This is a genomic window from Pseudoalteromonas sp. bablab_jr010 (assembly GCF_016464105.1).
GTDB lineage: Bacteria > Pseudomonadota > Gammaproteobacteria > Enterobacterales > Alteromonadaceae > Pseudoalteromonas > Pseudoalteromonas simplex.
This window is the reverse complement of record NZ_JACDWV010000050.1, coordinates 1-15,162: the sequence shown is the minus strand read 5'-3', so window position 1 is coordinate 15,162 and position 15,162 is coordinate 1. Positions and strand designations below refer to the sequence as shown.

The 15,162-nt window shown below is 36.4% G+C and carries 18 protein-coding genes; 17 read left to right on the top strand and 1 reads right to left on the bottom strand.

Annotated elements, in window-relative coordinates; translation table 11 throughout:
- The first annotated feature begins 174 nt into the window (after positions 1–174).
- From JIG37_RS02700 to JIG37_RS02670, 7 genes are all read left to right on the top strand, one after another.
- Positions 175–1,623, top strand: coding sequence for a TIR domain-containing protein (locus JIG37_RS02700; protein WP_199528659.1), 1,449 nt, complete (start codon positions 175–177; stop codon positions 1,621–1,623).
- Between the two features lie 117 nt (positions 1,624–1,740).
- A complete protein-coding gene (locus tag JIG37_RS02695; protein WP_199528658.1) occupies positions 1,741–2,379 on the top strand; it encodes a hypothetical protein in 639 nt (212 codons plus the stop codon).
- 104 nt (positions 2,380–2,483) lie between these two features.
- Positions 2,484–2,822: a hypothetical protein gene (locus tag JIG37_RS02690; protein WP_199528657.1), complete on the top strand. Its 339-nt coding sequence runs from the start codon at positions 2,484–2,486 to the stop codon at positions 2,820–2,822.
- A 144-nt stretch (positions 2,823–2,966) separates the two neighbouring features.
- The gene (locus JIG37_RS02685) at positions 2,967–3,632 is read left to right on the top strand and encodes a hypothetical protein (protein WP_061011108.1); all 666 of its coding nucleotides are present in this window, start codon (positions 2,967–2,969) and stop codon (positions 3,630–3,632) included.
- Positions 3,633–3,752: 120 nt separating this feature from the next.
- Positions 3,753–4,298 (top strand): hypothetical protein, encoded by a 546-nt coding sequence (locus JIG37_RS02680; protein WP_199528656.1) that lies wholly within the window; start codon positions 3,753–3,755, stop codon positions 4,296–4,298.
- Complete coding sequence (locus JIG37_RS02675; protein WP_199528655.1) at positions 4,299–4,613, top strand: hypothetical protein; 315 nt, start codon at positions 4,299–4,301, stop codon at positions 4,611–4,613.
- Between the two features lie 220 nt (positions 4,614–4,833).
- A complete protein-coding gene (locus JIG37_RS02670) occupies positions 4,834–5,820 on the top strand; it encodes a hypothetical protein (RefSeq protein ID WP_199528654.1) in 987 nt (328 codons plus the stop codon).
- A gap of 234 nt (positions 5,821–6,054) precedes the next feature.
- Here the strand turns inward: JIG37_RS02670 and JIG37_RS02665 are convergent, their stop codons facing one another.
- Positions 6,055–6,930 carry a hypothetical protein gene (locus JIG37_RS02665; protein WP_199528653.1) on the bottom strand — a complete coding sequence of 292 codons (876 nt, stop codon included), beginning with the start codon at positions 6,928–6,930 and terminating at the stop codon, positions 6,055–6,057.
- Between the two features lie 785 nt (positions 6,931–7,715).
- On the opposite strand from JIG37_RS02665, the gene JIG37_RS02660 reads away from it, so the two are divergent.
- The 10 genes from JIG37_RS02660 (at position 7,716) to JIG37_RS02615 (ending at position 14,993) form a co-directional block, all read left to right on the top strand.
- Positions 7,716–7,916, top strand: a complete 201-nt coding sequence (locus tag JIG37_RS02660) for a hypothetical protein (protein ID WP_055022470.1) — start codon at positions 7,716–7,718, stop codon at positions 7,914–7,916.
- Positions 7,906–8,151: a hypothetical protein gene (locus JIG37_RS02655; protein WP_199528652.1), complete on the top strand. Its 246-nt coding sequence runs from the start codon at positions 7,906–7,908 to the stop codon at positions 8,149–8,151. The genes JIG37_RS02660 and JIG37_RS02655 overlap by 11 nt, the downstream gene beginning before the upstream one ends.
- Positions 8,152–8,581: 430 nt before the next feature.
- Positions 8,582–10,282: an NACHT domain-containing protein gene (locus JIG37_RS02650; RefSeq protein ID WP_199528651.1), complete on the top strand. Its 1,701-nt coding sequence runs from the start codon at positions 8,582–8,584 to the stop codon at positions 10,280–10,282.
- Positions 10,283–10,402: 120 nt separating this feature from the next.
- The gene (locus JIG37_RS02645; protein WP_199528650.1) at positions 10,403–10,585 is read left to right on the top strand and encodes a hypothetical protein; all 183 of its coding nucleotides are present in this window, start codon (positions 10,403–10,405) and stop codon (positions 10,583–10,585) included.
- On the top strand, positions 10,585–11,334 hold the full coding sequence (locus tag JIG37_RS02640; protein ID WP_199528649.1) for a hypothetical protein: 750 nt from the start codon (positions 10,585–10,587) through the stop codon (positions 11,332–11,334). The genes JIG37_RS02645 and JIG37_RS02640 overlap by 1 nt, the downstream gene beginning before the upstream one ends.
- Entirely contained in the window at positions 11,324–11,710 is a 387-nt protein-coding gene (locus tag JIG37_RS02635; RefSeq protein WP_199528648.1) for a S24 family peptidase, read from the top strand. Before JIG37_RS02640 ends, JIG37_RS02635 begins: the two co-directional genes overlap by 11 nt.
- A gap of 9 nt (positions 11,711–11,719) precedes the next feature.
- A complete protein-coding gene (locus JIG37_RS02630) occupies positions 11,720–12,772 on the top strand; it encodes a hypothetical protein (protein ID WP_199528647.1) in 1,053 nt (350 codons plus the stop codon).
- Positions 12,773–12,833: 61 nt separating this feature from the next.
- Positions 12,834–13,640 carry a hypothetical protein gene (locus tag JIG37_RS02625; RefSeq protein WP_199528646.1) on the top strand — a complete coding sequence of 269 codons (807 nt, stop codon included), beginning with the start codon at positions 12,834–12,836 and terminating at the stop codon, positions 13,638–13,640.
- A gap of 3 nt (positions 13,641–13,643) precedes the next feature.
- Entirely contained in the window at positions 13,644–14,270 is a 627-nt protein-coding gene (locus JIG37_RS02620; protein WP_199528645.1) for a hypothetical protein, read from the top strand.
- A gap of 261 nt (positions 14,271–14,531) precedes the next feature.
- Positions 14,532–14,993 (top strand): hypothetical protein, encoded by a 462-nt coding sequence (locus JIG37_RS02615; protein WP_199528644.1) that lies wholly within the window; start codon positions 14,532–14,534, stop codon positions 14,991–14,993.
- Positions 14,994–15,162: the final 169 nt, after the last annotated feature.

The following is a 15,162-nucleotide window of genomic DNA, read 5'->3' as shown; positions in this document are numbered from 1 at the left end:
TATCCTGAGGTAAAAGCGAGAACTCCTAAATTTTAATAACACTGGTAATTAGTTAACAAGTTTGTTAGAAATAATCTAATAAGAAAAACGAGCTACGCTGTGGTAGAAAAACGCGCGATTAGCTCGCTATAAACATGTTATGCACTCTTCAACCTATAGGGATATCTTCTAGAAATGTCTGCTCCTAAATTATTTATATCTTATTGCTGGTCAAGTACAGATCATGAGGAATGGGTTCTTCGTCTAGGCTCAGAACTACGTGAAAGTGGTGTAGATGTCATTCTTGATAAATGGGATCTAAAAGAAGGGCATGACGCAAATGCTTTCATGGAGAAAATGGTAACCGATGAGGAAATTAAAAAAGTCATTTTAGTCATTGATGAGCAATACAGTGAAAAGGCTAATAAAAGATCTGGTGGCGTAGGGACTGAAACCCAAATAATTTCAGCCGAAGTTTATGAAAGTGTGGAGCAGAACAAGTTTGTGGCTGTGATTGCAAACCGAGACCAAGAAGGAAATACAAAGCTACCTGTTTTCTACAAATCAAGGATTTATATAGATCTATCTGACGAAGACCTTTATGGAAAAAACTTTGAACAATTATTACGTTGGGTGTACGACAAGCCATTAAATGTAAAGCCGGAGTTAGGTAATAAGCCCGCATTTCTGGAAGAAGACGAATCTATCTCAATAGGCACCAGTGTTGCTTTTCGAAGAATGACTGAAGCTGTTAAAAATTCTAGGCCACATGCACATGGTGCAATATTGGAATATTTCAATATTCTAGCATCAGGTATTGAAAAATTCCGACTTGAGCCTAGTAATGGAGCAAATGACTTTGATCAGAAAGTTATTGATAGTATCGCTAGTGCGATGCCTGTTCATAATGAGTTAATCGAAGTTTTTTCTACTCTAGCTCAGTACGACACAAATAAAGGTACAATTCCTGTAATACATAAATTCTTCGAATCTTTAATTAAATATCTAGACCGCCCTGAGGGTGTCAATCAATACCATGAATGGGATTGGGATAACCTTCAATTTATTGTTCAAGAATGCTTTTTATTGTGTATTACTATTTTCCTCAAATATGAACGCTTTGATGTTGTTGAACACCTGCTTACTCAGCGCTACTTTGAAGAAGAAAGCCCAAGAACTGGTCAAAGTAAAATGCGGTCTTATGGTATTTTCAGACATTACCTTAACTCATTGAATCATAGAAATTCGCGATTGGGTTTGAGACGCCTCTCATTACACGCCGACATATTAAAAGGGCGATGTTCGGATTCGGGAATTTCATTTGAGCAAATGATGCAAGCTGATTTTGTATTGTATGTCACAGATGCAATGCACAGTCTTAACGAAGGGAGAAGGCAAGAGTGGTGGCCAGAAACTCTTGTATTTAAGTCGTTTAGAGGTGGTACTTTTGAACTGTTTTTAAGAGCAGAATCTACAGACTACTTCAACAGAATAACAGGTATCCTTGGTATAAAGTCAAAAGCTGATTTAGAAGCTTTTGCACAGGCCTTAAGAGATGAGACGATTTATGTACCTAAGTGGGATTTCGATAGGATATCTCCTTTGGAATTAATGAATTTTGACCAATTATGTAGTCGTGCATAACAAGCCAATTCAAAGGACAAAAAACAGCTGGTTTTGCTCCTTCGTCGCTTATTTTAACCAGCTATTTTATTGCCTCTGATTGGGGCGTTAACTTGCCCTCACAAATCGGAGTGTTTAGTGGAAGAAAATAAAGAAGAGCAAATGGAAATGCTACCTAAGCAGCAAACAGATCTGCGGCTTCAATTTATCCATCGGCCTATTAAAAAAAAGTGGTACGCTAGAAAATATCCATTTTTAATTCAAAATGAACCATTTGAATATGGTCTAAAAATAAAGAATATTGGCTCAGAACCATTTTCAGGAGCAACAATATCTGAGTTTATAATTAGCTCGGGGAATGGGTTTAGTGGCATGGAGCAACGAGCCCACTCTAAGCCAAAAGTTAAAGCGTTAAACCCTGGTGAAGAGTTTGAACTGTATTTTGACCGATATACATTCTGGCATGAAGGTTCTATTGCTACTCGCTGTATTTTGGTGCCTGATAAAGAGGGTGAGGTAATTAAAACCTACCAGCACCATAGAGACCACGATATAGATGAACCCTATAAAAAAGAAAATGAGTGGTGGCATGATTACTACTGCCAAAGCCAGCAGCAACTGCTTCAAACACGAACCAATAACCTAATCCTTTTATTAACAACTATTACGGTAATTGAGGCAATATTTGGGTTGAAAGATTCGCTAAAATTTATCGTAAGTTTGTTAGCTATGGGATTCAGTCACTTAGCCACATTACTTCAGTGGCTGGCAAGTTAACAATTTGCTCAAACGGACACGTACAGTTTGCTCGCGCTCCGCGCATTATAGCAAAATGTACTTAGCCGCTTAGCAAAGCGTTATATTTCAATCAAGGTGTGTCGGTGAAGTCGAAGATTTGGACTCTAGTAATTTCATTGTTTTTTGTTAGCGCCACGATGGCTAAGAGTGAGATGAACCCAAGAGTTTCAGCTATAAAAAGCAACTTGATCTATGAGGGAACCTTTGTAGAGGGCGAAGTGATTGGACTCATCGTAAAGAGTGATAATGATGCTTTTACGCTTATGCTTGATAGCGATAATCAAATTTGGTTTGACGATTCATTTTTAATGTCCAATAAAGAAAAAAAGCATGTGACTCCTTATTTAGTAAAGATATTCGAAGAAGCAACTGATCCGCAGCAAAAAGCTGCAATAGCAACAATATTAAAGGCAATGCTATGAAATATAACAAATTGCTAAAGTTCGTTCGTACACTCACTGGGACAATTAACAGTTGGCTTGGTGCTTCGCGTAAGTATATCCAACTGTTAATTGCCCCTGTGCAAAGCGTTATGTGATACGACGGACTAGTCAGTAAGGTTTTACATGTTTAAAAAAGTAAATATGAATCAAGTTATTTCAGAAGCAATTAAATCAATAACTAAAATTAAGTTAGAAGATTTTAGAAATTATACGTTAGAGTTAGAGTCTAAATTTATCTCTGATAAAGCAAGTCTTGAAAATTCATATAATGAAAGCAAAATCGGCTTGTCAGGTGAGCAGTTGAATGAGTTAGATGATTATTTTTCTGATATCTATCATGATATCGAAAATGTCTATATTGTCATGTATAGAAAATCGACATTGGTTTCATTGTATACACTTTTAGAAACTTCTCTCAATAGTCTGTGTGTACGTTTGAAACAAATGAATGGCTATCCTGTCTCCGTGAGTGATTTAAAAGGGGAGGGGGTGGTTCGCTCTATTAATTATCTTAAAATGTTAGCAAGTTTGGACTTGCAACCAGTTAATCCAATATGGGCGAACATACAAGCAATGAATAAGTTAAGGAACTGTATTGTTCATTGTGATGGCAATATATCATCATATAAGTCAGCAAGTAGTGTAATCAACATCGTAGCCAATGGTACTGGTTTGTCTCTTGTGGATGATAAGCAGTTGAAAATCGAGAGAGAGTATATTGAAAACATCATAAATGATGTTGAGTCATTTCTCGATTATGTTTACGTGGAAGCGTTAAGTATCACATAACAAGGCATTTAAGAGTGATTCGCAACGCTTGGCGGTTTCGCTTCGCTCAAGTATAGCCAAGCGCCGCTCACACCTTAATGCGGCGTTAGGCACTCGAGTTTAGTTAATTAAAGGAGAAATATGCTACCACATGTAATTTCATTGCTTGTTGTGATTATTGCAACAGTCATGACCTTCTACTTTATTCCTGATTTAAGGAAAGATGAGGTTGTTATTTTTACTGGTATAACTGGTTACGCAACCATATATGGTGTTATTTTTGCGATTCTTGAGGTCATGAATGCAAAGAACACTGCGCAAGTAGCAAAAGAAGAATCAGAGAAAGTATATAAAAAGATGGATGACCTTTATGGTTTACGAGATATAACGCAGTGTTTAGCTTCTATCGAGATGGCAATAGAGTCCATTAATAAAAATGAAATAATATCCTCAAGTGTATTGCTGACAATCAGCAAAATTTATAGCTCTGTTTTCCATGAAGAGATGAATGATGATTCTTCAGATCATCGGAAGAATCGTGCACTTTTGCAGAGTTGTAGCCATCATTCATCTTCAGTTAAGTCATCAAGAGCAAAAAATAAACTACGTGAAGTATTGCTCGATATGAGTAGCCATTTGTCTTGCGTGATTGGAACTAAGACTTCAAAAGATAATATGGGAGTTTAAATGATACCAAAAAAACTAAGAGGCTTTGTCGAAAAGCTGCACGAATCAACAGAAGATGAAAAAATTGAGTGGCACGAAGGTGGTGATAGATCATATTTTTGTAATCACAAAGATCACACTTTATATTTTAGTAATCGATTTGATGAAGATACGGAAGTTTCAACTTTTAGATTTGAAATTGAAACAAGTGGAAAATCCACACCTTTCACTGTCTCAGAGCATGAAGCAGACTATATTCAAATGAAGAATTTATTCGAAGCTACAATAGTAAACGCTAATAATGTTGACGAAGATTTGGATGATTTCTTCGATTAACCGTGCCTAACAAGCGCCTGCAATCTGACCTCTGGCCACTGTCACCTTTTGTGCAAAAAAATGCACAAAAAGCGCCAGTAGCCTCCGGCAGTTGAGGCGGGCGTTATGCAAGGTCGAGAGTCGAATGCTTTTAGTGGAAATAATAATAATTTGATCTTTAGTTAATCCATTATAAAGCACTCAATAAGATGCATTAAAAAGATATAAGTGAGGGGTGGAATTGGAAGATACACGATTGAGAGACTGGTTAGAGCCACCAGAGCAGCGCGGCCCTAACTGGTTTCAGAAGAGAGGCAGAGCCTTTGAGCGAATTCTTAATGCGATGTTGTTTAAAGAGGAGATGGAACCTCGCACTAGTATGCGCCCGTCTGGTGAAGAAATTGATGGTTCTTTTGCTATTGGCGAGGATTGCTACCTACTTGAGGCCAAGTGGCACGCATCCCCTATTCCCGCATCTGCTCTTTACTCATTTAAAGGTAAGGTCGATGGCAAGCTAGTAGGTACGATCGGAATCTTTTTTTCCATGTCGGATTACAGCACAGATGCTGTCGACGCATTACTAAATGGAAAAGAGTTGAATCTCATTCTTTTTGGTCACAATGACCTTTTACTTATTGAAGACGGGAAAATAACCTTGCGTGAGGCGCTGCGTGCAAAGCGACGTTATGCCTCTAGCTATGGGCAACCTTTTTATCCTCTAGAGACATACCTTTCAGAATCGAAACAAGATAATCGCAGAGTTGAAAATAATGTTCAGAGCCAGCAATGGAGTATATTGGTTGAGGGCGAGGATGATGTCCGTACTATTCAAGTGTTGCTCGAGCGTTTCGATACTGACGTTCAGTTTAGTGTGATACCTGCGGGGGGGCAACTTGCTATCGCACAATTAGCGGAGCACTTAATAAGTAATCGCGCAATAAACGTTGCAGCTATAATTACACCTTTACCTGACCCGGATATTCAAGAAGAGCAGGTTAAAAAGCTCAATAGCGTCGGTGCAGAATTGATAGTATTGAAACAAGATATTGAAGATTGGCTTGACAATTACGTTTCTGCAGAATATCACAATGCAGTATTCATGCTGAGCGACCGCAATGGAAAAATGGCGCGCCGCTATGCACGTAACGCTGATTTAAAGAAACTCATTCGTGACAACCCATCATTTTCCGATTTGATAGTAAAACTTGGTGGGAAGCCTAAGGGCTAAAATATCTCAGTTGAACTATAGGAATTTAAATTTGGGCAATGCATAACAAAAAGCTGCACACGGAAACATTTTTCTACGCTCGTTTTTGTGCATTACGCTTCGCCTCATTGTTTTCACAAAAACGCTCTCCGTAAAATGTTCCGGTGAGCTTGGCGTTACTGATTAAATACTCTAACGTGTTTTTGTCCAGTTACGAGTTATGCCCTTATGACTCTGCCCATATCTAAAACTCACTTAGTCATCATAAAACCTCTCACTTATTTCATCGCATAGCTTGGTTCGGTAGATAATAGATGACTGCAGTAACTCAACATCTTCAGGCGATAGGAGAGGGTATCGAGTTTTCTTATCGAACCGTGTTGTCATTTCTTCGAATAATTGTTCATGCAGGCGCTTTATGTCGTCAAAAATTTGCTGCGACTGGGAGAATAAAAACACTTTGTCGTATTCGCCATTTTTAATTGAGGCTAGGTATTTTAGAAGAATGGCTTGCCGTGCTGTTTTGTTTTTAAAGGAGTGTTCGACTTCTATGGCTGCAATTGAGCCATCTAATAAGCGAACTGCGCCATCGACTGTTCGGGTTTCTGTGCTTGTATTGGCGCGTTTGAATTCGGGTTCAGTTATAAAGCTTTGCCACATGGGGGCGTAGGTGCCATCACTGTGATAATTGTGAATGCCTCTTAGCATCACGAAGGCGTTAATTAGGTTATGCATTACGTTGTTATGGTTAAACTGTAAGGCGGGGTTGGTATTGGCTCTGAAGTAGACATCAATATTCATTATTTCTTCAGCGTACTTTGCCGCGCTGTAGGTTGGAACATAGACACGCCCATCGGGGCTGCGATGTGTTTTAACGAGCTTTAAAAAGCCATCACTAGTGAGTCTATTTAAATGCTCCAAGGCTAATCGGTGTGAGATGCCATAAAGCCAACTCACAAGGCCTGGTGTGATGATAGTGAATCGAATGGCAATGAGGATTGAGAGCTTCAGGCGATTGCTAAACTTTTGATGATTGTTTGCACCTTCATAGTAGCGCATATCAAAATCAAAATAGCGAGGGTAGGCGAGCTGAAGTTGGTTACTGGTATTGTTGTTTTGGATGCTTGTCATGTATAAAGACCTTGGTTGTTAGTTTGAATCTTTAACTAACAACCCACCTTGCAAATTATCGCTTATTAGCGATTGTTTGCCGGTTTTCCTACCGGGATGCTTTATACGCATGCCCGGCAGAGTTGTCGCGATGATTATCGCAACAACAGGTAGCTTTCAGCTGATGTCTTCACAACGTTGTTGTTCAAACATATGGCTTAAAACGCCCGTCATCTCTGATGTTGCTCCGCAACGAGCTGACTCAACGAGCTACCGCTCTAGCGTATTAAGCCATAGCGCGAATGTACCGAGCTACGCTCTGTACTCACCGCCACAATGCCGCTTTATGAACAGGCGATGGGTGCCCCATTATCCGCCTTCATCATATCGCTTACTTTTCTATCGAAAAGGTGGTTCGCTTTTCAATTTGTTCCAAATTTCAACCGAATTTCGCTAGGGCGAAACATCATCGCGGTGAGTACAGACCAGCTGTACATTCGCGCTGCTCCATGTTTCTTCGGCTTCGCCTACGGCACATTACGCGACTTATTGGTCTCATTCTGAGACGCTTTTTATTGCCTAATTTCGTTCCGAATTAGGCTGGATTTGATGTCTTTCAGACGAAAAAGTAAGTCTACTTCGTAACAAAACAAAGTAATATTGTCTGTGAATAGTGAGATAAATAGAAAAGAAGAAAGTGATAATCCAAACTGTTTGTTGCTGAGCTTCGCAGTCAAACGAGTTTGTTTTTTATCACAAAATCATTAACTTTTAAAGAGAACTCACCCACTCTAAGAGGTTATAAAATGACGACTACATCGATTAATCCTGCAACCGGTTTACCTATCAATGATGCTGATAATGGCAATTGTGTAGATATAGGTGGCAACGTATTTGGCACGGATAACAGTGATTTTTCTGATACAACAAGCTGTGATTCTTTCTCTGTATTTGATGATACTGATTGGGGGATTGATATTTCTTGCGGTGGAATAGATGAGTTTTAAACACTCATTTATCTATCGCAATCGTATAGAGATTATTATCGCACTGATTCTAATCAGTGGTGTTGGATTTACGTTTTATCAGCTTAAGACCACAGAAAATCTCGTTTGGCTAATCGTAATGAGCCTGTTTTGCACCAAATTTGTAATGGGTGCAACGGGTTACTATCTCTATGCAGAAAAGCACACACCCAGCATGAAAAAGATGCTTGAGTATGTGTTACTAAGGTTTTACTAACCTCCTATGTTTGTCCAGCAAAGCGCCTTTAAGGCGCTTTTTTTGGTTTATAGAGAGTAAAATCGTAGTTATATCAGAATTTAAACAAGCGCCATATGAGCAAGTACGGAAGGTATGTAATGAATGCGAAGTCAGCGGTTTAGTACCAGGCGAGAAAGCGACGAGCCCAAGCCCTGATATTTGCATTCACTGCCATGGTAGAGGTCGTAAGCCAATATCAAAGAGAAGTCGTTGCCAAATCACCGTATCAATCACAAAAGCTACAGCTGCGCACATGATGAAGTAACTAAAGAGCTTCTAAGGCTAATTAGTGAATGGGAGAGAGATATATTTAAAAATATTCATGAAACGATGGAGGATGTTGCCTAACGTATTGTAATTATTGTTCTTAATATATATTGTTAAATGATAAAGTGAATTGGAGCTTAACATGGAGTTATTACCTGAACTTGGAATAGCTAAAGCATTTGGAAAATTGCTAACGGAAGACATTTTTAATTCTGTAAAGGAGCATAAATCACTTCAGAAGAAATTGAAAAATTTAAAAGTAAAGGATGTTTTCTTAAAAGCTTCAAAAGTTTCCAAAGTGAAAACGATTTGGCAAATGAGTAAGGAAGTTGATTTAAATAGCTTTTATTACCCAACAAAGATTATTGCTGAAGGTAAAAAAATTACAGTAATAGATCTTGGGACTTTCCCTAGAAATTGCAAATTAGTTGTCCAAGGAACAGCTGGGCAGGGTAAATCTATTCTACTTAGATATTTAGCAAGTCAAGAGCTAAAAAAAGGTTGCGTGCTTCCTATATTTGTAGAGCTAAGAAAAGTATCAGAAAGCAACAGCTTAGAAAGGTTAATTTTAGATGGGCTAAAGCAATTAGGAATAGAAGTTTCTATGGATGATTTAGATCCTATCTTATCTACTGGTAAATGTGCTTTACTTCTTGATGCCTTCGATGAGTTAGGATCTGCATATATAAGAGATACCATTACATCCATTGAATCTTGGTGTTGTAAATTTCATAATCTACCTATTATTGTTTCTTCTCGACCTGATTCATCAATTCAGAATAGCGCTCATTTTAACGTATATAAAATTGAAAAATTACGTCGTTCTGATTTTGAACCATTACTAACTAAACTCTTTATTGATACAGAGCAAGTTAAAGATATAATTCACAACATAGATGGGAAGAAAATAACTTCACTTGTTTCAACCCCACTATTGCTAACGCTTTTGGCAATACATTATGTCGAAGAAGGGGATGTACCACAGAGTTTGGAAGGTTTTTATGAGAATTTATTTCATGTCATGTGCTCAAGACATGACGCGACCAAGCCTGGGTATGTTAGAGAATTTTCTTCAGGACTAAATAAAGATGAACTAAACCATGTTTTTAATATATTTTGCTTAGAGTGTAATCGTAGTAATTACACTTCAATTTCATTTCAAACGGCTAAGGATATTGCAAAGAAATCCTTAAATTACACAGACCATAACAGTAAAAGTGAAAGCTTATTTTTAGATGATATTGTCAAAGTTACGTGCTTACTGCTTAAAGAAGGTCATCAGTATCACTTTATACACAAAAGCATAATGGAGTACCATGCAGCCAAGTGTATTTCTAAGATGCCTGAGTCCACTAAAATAAATTTCTATAAACATGCGATTGAGTTATTTTCTAAATACAAGCAAGTCTTAGACTTCTTGTTCTCATTAGATAAATTACTTTACATTGAGTACTTCAAAATACCACTATTAGATAAGCTAATTGAAGAATTAGATTTAGAGTATTTGCTGTCCGAAATTTCAGTAAAGTACAATCATGAGGTTAAAGGCCTTGTGAGCAGTATCAATCATGAAGGTTTTATCTTGAAAGCGCTTGATATATATCAAAAAACTGCTTTTGAGGATTTCTATTATAAAGTATTTATGCAGTTAAAACCTTCTAAAACTGTCAAGCGTCAATCTGCCTATATGTACATTAAAGAAAGTGAACCTGATGCGCTAAATACTTGTTACCAGGAGTTTTTTAAAGCTCTAATATCAAAAATATCGTATGACCGATGGAAATTAGAAGATTTTGTAAAAACAGAAAGGGAGAAGTACAAAAATTTTAACTTTTTTGAATAGTAATTGCGCACACGATACACTTTTAACCATCTATAAATTAAGAGTATTTTTAATTTTTGGTTTTGGTAATTATAAAAGTTAACAATTAATTGCGCAAACTTAACTGATAGGGAAATTAGCATGCAGAAAAAGCTCAACAACATAAACGTAAAGCCAGTAGGCTTTAGCGATTACTGTAACTTCACATTAGCTCTAGATATCGAAAATGAACGTTTAGAGGCTTATTTCAATAAGAATGATACGAAAGCGACGATTGCTTATAAGCTAAGGGCTTTGGCTGAGAAAATTGAAGGTGCAGTTTAGTGGAAAGTTTTAAAGCATGGTTTATAAGAGTAACCATTAGTTATTTGGTTTTATTTTTAGCTTTATTTATGTTTTATGTTTTTTGTGTAAAAGGCGGGTCATGGGGAAGTTTTAGTGATGTAGTAATCGCTGTATTTACTATTTTAATTGCTTACACAACTAATTTGATATTAATAGCAGCTTGGCTCGCAAGCAACGACTGGAATAAAGAAAAAAAGTACGAGTTAGGTTTATCACTATTATCAAATTTAGTTTCGTTTTATGCATTATGCTGGGAGCTAAGGATCTTAAAAGTTAGGTCATTCGATGAGTACAAATTGATTTTGCAGGAGGGCCAAGAAATGGGAGCCTGCGCGCAATGTCAAGATGACAGTGCTATTAATAAGTGTATTGAACAAGTTAAAGAGCAAACTGAAAAGTCTATAGAGAATCTTGCGGTTATAAACATCAAAATTAAAGAGTTGGAAGGTAGAATAGAGAAACTACATGGTAGTTGCCTTTTGGAAGCCTCTTTGTATGAATCTGCAATTGTAGAAAAAGTAGATATATTTGTAAAAGAGTCTAGCTCAATAAAAATAAGCAACGAAGAGGCAAGTCTTCACTTTAATAAAATAGCTGAAATTGTACTTCATAGCTCAAGAAGTTTACCAAACCTTCCTGCTGATGATGAAATTTTGAAATTGCTAAATAAATACAAGAGTTATAGTGATTTGAATGAAATTAAGGAGAAGTTTTCAGATGAATACTGAGGTGTTAGAAAGTAATTTCAACAAAGCGAACAACTTTAAAGATTTACCAAATGGAGTCGCAGGCCTAATAGAAAAAAATAAAGATGCAACTTTCTATGGTATCGCTAGCGGCCGGTCAATGGAAGGTGTTGGAATTTTTGACGGTGACCTGCTGATAATCGACCGCAGCGTTGATGTTAAGCAAGGCGATGTAATTGTTGCTGCCTATAGTGGTGTGTTCGTTTGTAAGATTGCAGACCTTAAGAACAATCTTCTTTTATCTGATAGCGTTGAATACCCACCGGTAAAAGTTACTAAGCATGATGAATATCTTTTTGAGGGGGTTGTGATTAGTTCGGTTCGTATGCACCGTGGAAACATAAAAGAAAAACTTTAAGGACAGATTATGACTGATATAGATGTATGGGGCTTAGTTCAAGCTATTTTAGCTTCGATTGGTGGAGGGGCTTTATTAATTTTCGGTTTTTCAAGCTTCTTGGCAACGGTAATGTCCAAAAGAATCATTCAAAATGAAAAAGCTCAGCAAACAATTGACTTAGAAAAATTAAAAAACGAGCTAAAAAGCGAAACTGATAAAGAAATTGCGCTCTTGCAATCAAGGCTAAAGACAGAATCTGATGTTGAAATAGAAAAATTAAAACATAAAATCGATGCACAATCACATAAGTATAAACTGAATAAAACTCATGAACATGAACAAAAAGTTAAAATAAAAAATGTAATATCTAAAAATAAAATTACTCTTATTAACGCTGCTGAAACACTTGATAGTCGATTATGGAACTTTATGGATAATCATAATAGGAATTGGCACGTGAATAATGAGCAGGGTGATAAATATTACCTAAAGTCATTTGTATATAGGTTACTTGTTTTTTTTGGCGTTAGTTATTCAACAGAAAAAGAGATGATTTTTTTAGATTCAACTGTTGCGGAGAAGCAAGATTTGGATTTCTTAAAGTTTCTAAAGGTGTTTCAGTTGCTAATGACAGATGTTTCATTATTTGATGGCCAAAACTATGATTCTAAGATGGATAGTGACCATTTCTTCAAAGATAACTTCATAGCGATGGTAGGGTGTGTACTTGAGTACGATAATGATACACAGTTGCTAAAATCAATTAAAGCTTATGACTCGTTTATAAATGATGATGAAACTCAGAGAAAAGCCGATAAGTTAGTAGATTTTGTTTCTGGATTAACCCCGTCTAATGAACTTAGGTGGTCTAGAATGTTATCACTTCATTTAGTTATTAACGCCTTCTTAGAAGAGTTTGGCTATGATTTTAATAAAGTGTCAGATGGTGAACTGATAAATATTTTAAAACACAATGAGAAAAATATATGCCTTGAGAATTTATGGGCATTATTAAAGCTTTATAAATTAGATACAAATGAAAGTGTTTTGAAAGTGTTTGGAAAATTTAGATGTTTTTAATCGATAGTGCTATTATTGAACATTTAGGTTAATTTCGTATTGGTTATTTACAGGGGGTCACTTGGAAAAAGGTTTGACTAAAGCTAAAGGTGTTACTTCAAAAGGGCATAGTTGTTTTACTGCGCCAAAACCCGTTGCCGTAGTTATAGGGGCGCCTAAAACAAGCAGTATTGGTGCTAAAAAACGTAATAGGTCAACACCACATTCTTGGTCTGTGATTGATAAGTATGGATTCACTGAACTTCCGAGGTTTAAAAATAATCTTGGAAAAGAAGTTCGTACAGACTATGTTGTTGATCATTTTTTCTTTAAATATCCAAGGTTATCAAATGAATTGGAGAAGTCTGATTTAATCGCTTGTATTGAGAAAAATGTTCTTCTTGGTGAAAAAAATTTACAAGCTCATATTACATCTAAATTCAACGAACTTATTAATTCTGACATGGAGTTGGAGGAGTTAATACAAATATATACACTGCTTACATCTGTCAATGCTACTAACCATATTGAAAAAACTTTAATCGACTATAATTTACCCCCTCAAAAAGAATGGCGTGCATCAAAAAGAAATGAAATTAGTCGATCTAGAGCAGCTACATTAATAGCTAAACGTAGTATGGAAGCATTGACGGCTAAACCTAGTGTGGAAAAATTTAATATTAACTATAACCTACCTATAATGCATGTAAGTATTAAGCCCTTTATTCCTGTGCGGTTATTTAAAGCAACCATAACCAGAAATAAAGCCATTGAAGTTGTTGAAAAGCTCACACGCTTAAGAACAATCGTGAGCTCAATTTGCGATGCTAAAAGTAAAGGAGCCTATATTCAGAATGAGTTATATAGCAATGAAACTCTAGGTGATTGATTTATGGATGAAAGTGTAATACTTAGAGCCAATATATTGATAGACGAAAGTTCAAGTAATGACTTAAGCTGGTTAAATGAGGATAATTCAGAAAATTATTTTAAAGTTGATATTTTAGGTGAAGACTTTTCAAAAGTAGCAAATGATGTGTTTAATATTTATAAAAATGTCTACACCCTGCTGTTCCCAAAATTAAAACTGCTTTTTGAAACACCTGAAGCGTTATATGATTACAACCGTTGGATACTATTTACTAACAGTGATGGTAAGATAAACGGATTTTGTTTGCTTAGTGTAACGGATTTTGGCCTTAAATCATGTTTGTTGGGGGCTGATAGGGATTGTAATGCATCAAAAAGTTCAGTGGTTTCATTTAAAAAAGCCATGTTAAATGATTCTAATTCTTTTGGCGAAGTTTCAGGTAGATTAAAAAAAGCAATTATAAACGATGTACCTATCGTCAAGGTAGAACATGCAATTATGCTTCTAGAGTCATTAGGGAAAAGCAGAGCCGTGCCAACAACCAATGAAAACCATTATGAAAGAGAGTTACGTAATGTAGGTAAAGTTGAGAAACTCATGGTTGGTAAGCCTAGCCTACCAGAATCTTTTCTTTCAATCAGCGCATAAACAGTTAGTGGAAAATATTTAATACCTTGTAACCCCCCCCAACCCTGATTCGTATTTTCCATGTTGAAGAAATCCGCTTAGTTTATGACCTGGCGGATTTTTTGTTTTTATATTCCCACAAAGCTTTGCATGTTAATCTTATACCTATAACGCTTAAAAGGAGAAAACATGCAGAAGTTTGATAAGATGATTGTTTTAGCAGTTTTATTGACATTCCTAGCTGGGGTAATTATTGGTTAAGGCTTCTCATTCGAAGTAAAATTGAGTGATTTGATTGCTACTGCAGCAGCATTAATTACTTTTTTATTTGCTTGGAACGGCTTAAAGCACAATGAAAAGCAATTCTTGAACTCTATTCAGCCGGTCGTTGAAAAACTTGAGCACCACAGTAAAACAGATGGCTATTATCGCTATGTCCTTCATAACTACGGAAATGGAGCTGCCATAAATTTTGAGTACAAGTTGTTTTGGTGTGATAGCGAATTAAATCAAACAGAACTAGAGAGCAAGATAAAAAATTGCTTCCCAAATTGCACTCTTGAATTAGGCGCCCAATCAGGGATAAGCCCCAACACTTCAGATGACTTAATAAATATTAAAGGTATATATAACGATAATTTTGAAAAGTTCTTACGCCTTTTAATAAAACTCAAAGTTGAGTTGAAGTTTAGTACTACTCAGGGCCAAGTTATTACTAAGCAATTGCGTTTTGGTCACTTTTAACCGTAAGTGATTAGTTAAACCCGCACCTCGCGTAATGCTGATCAGTTAAGAATATTTTTATGATCACTTGACTGATCTTTTCATAGCTTCAAAATCCGATATTAGAAATAATATCGGATTTTTTATGTCTCTAATTCAGCACTTCGATGATATGTCCTCCTTTTTAGAT

Bases quoted from the DNA above. Each gene is read 5' to 3' on its own strand.
- JIG37_RS02660 (WP_055022470.1), top strand. From the start codon at position 7,716: ATGACGACTACATCGATTAATCCTGCAACCGGTTTACCTATCAATGAT.
- JIG37_RS02630 (WP_199528647.1), top strand. From the start codon at position 11,720: ATGACTGATATAGATGTATGGGGCTTAGTTCAAGCTATTTTAGCTTCG.
- JIG37_RS02645 (WP_199528650.1), top strand. From the start codon at position 10,403: ATGCAGAAAAAGCTCAACAACATAAACGTAAAGCCAGTAGGCTTTAGC.
- JIG37_RS02680 (WP_199528656.1), top strand. From the start codon at position 3,753: ATGCTACCACATGTAATTTCATTGCTTGTTGTGATTATTGCAACAGTC.
- JIG37_RS02685 (WP_061011108.1), top strand. From the start codon at position 2,967: ATGTTTAAAAAAGTAAATATGAATCAAGTTATTTCAGAAGCAATTAAA.
- JIG37_RS02655 (WP_199528652.1), top strand. From the start codon at position 7,906: ATGAGTTTTAAACACTCATTTATCTATCGCAATCGTATAGAGATTATT.
- JIG37_RS02620 (WP_199528645.1), top strand. From the start codon at position 13,644: ATGGATGAAAGTGTAATACTTAGAGCCAATATATTGATAGACGAAAGT.
- JIG37_RS02650 (WP_199528651.1), top strand. From the start codon at position 8,582: ATGGAGTTATTACCTGAACTTGGAATAGCTAAAGCATTTGGAAAATTG.
- JIG37_RS02675 (WP_199528655.1), top strand. From the start codon at position 4,299: ATGATACCAAAAAAACTAAGAGGCTTTGTCGAAAAGCTGCACGAATCA.
- JIG37_RS02700 (WP_199528659.1), top strand. From the start codon at position 175: ATGTCTGCTCCTAAATTATTTATATCTTATTGCTGGTCAAGTACAGAT.
- JIG37_RS02665 (WP_199528653.1), bottom strand. From the start codon at position 6,930: ATGACAAGCATCCAAAACAACAATACCAGTAACCAACTTCAGCTCGCC.
- JIG37_RS02635 (WP_199528648.1), top strand. From the start codon at position 11,324: ATGAATACTGAGGTGTTAGAAAGTAATTTCAACAAAGCGAACAACTTT.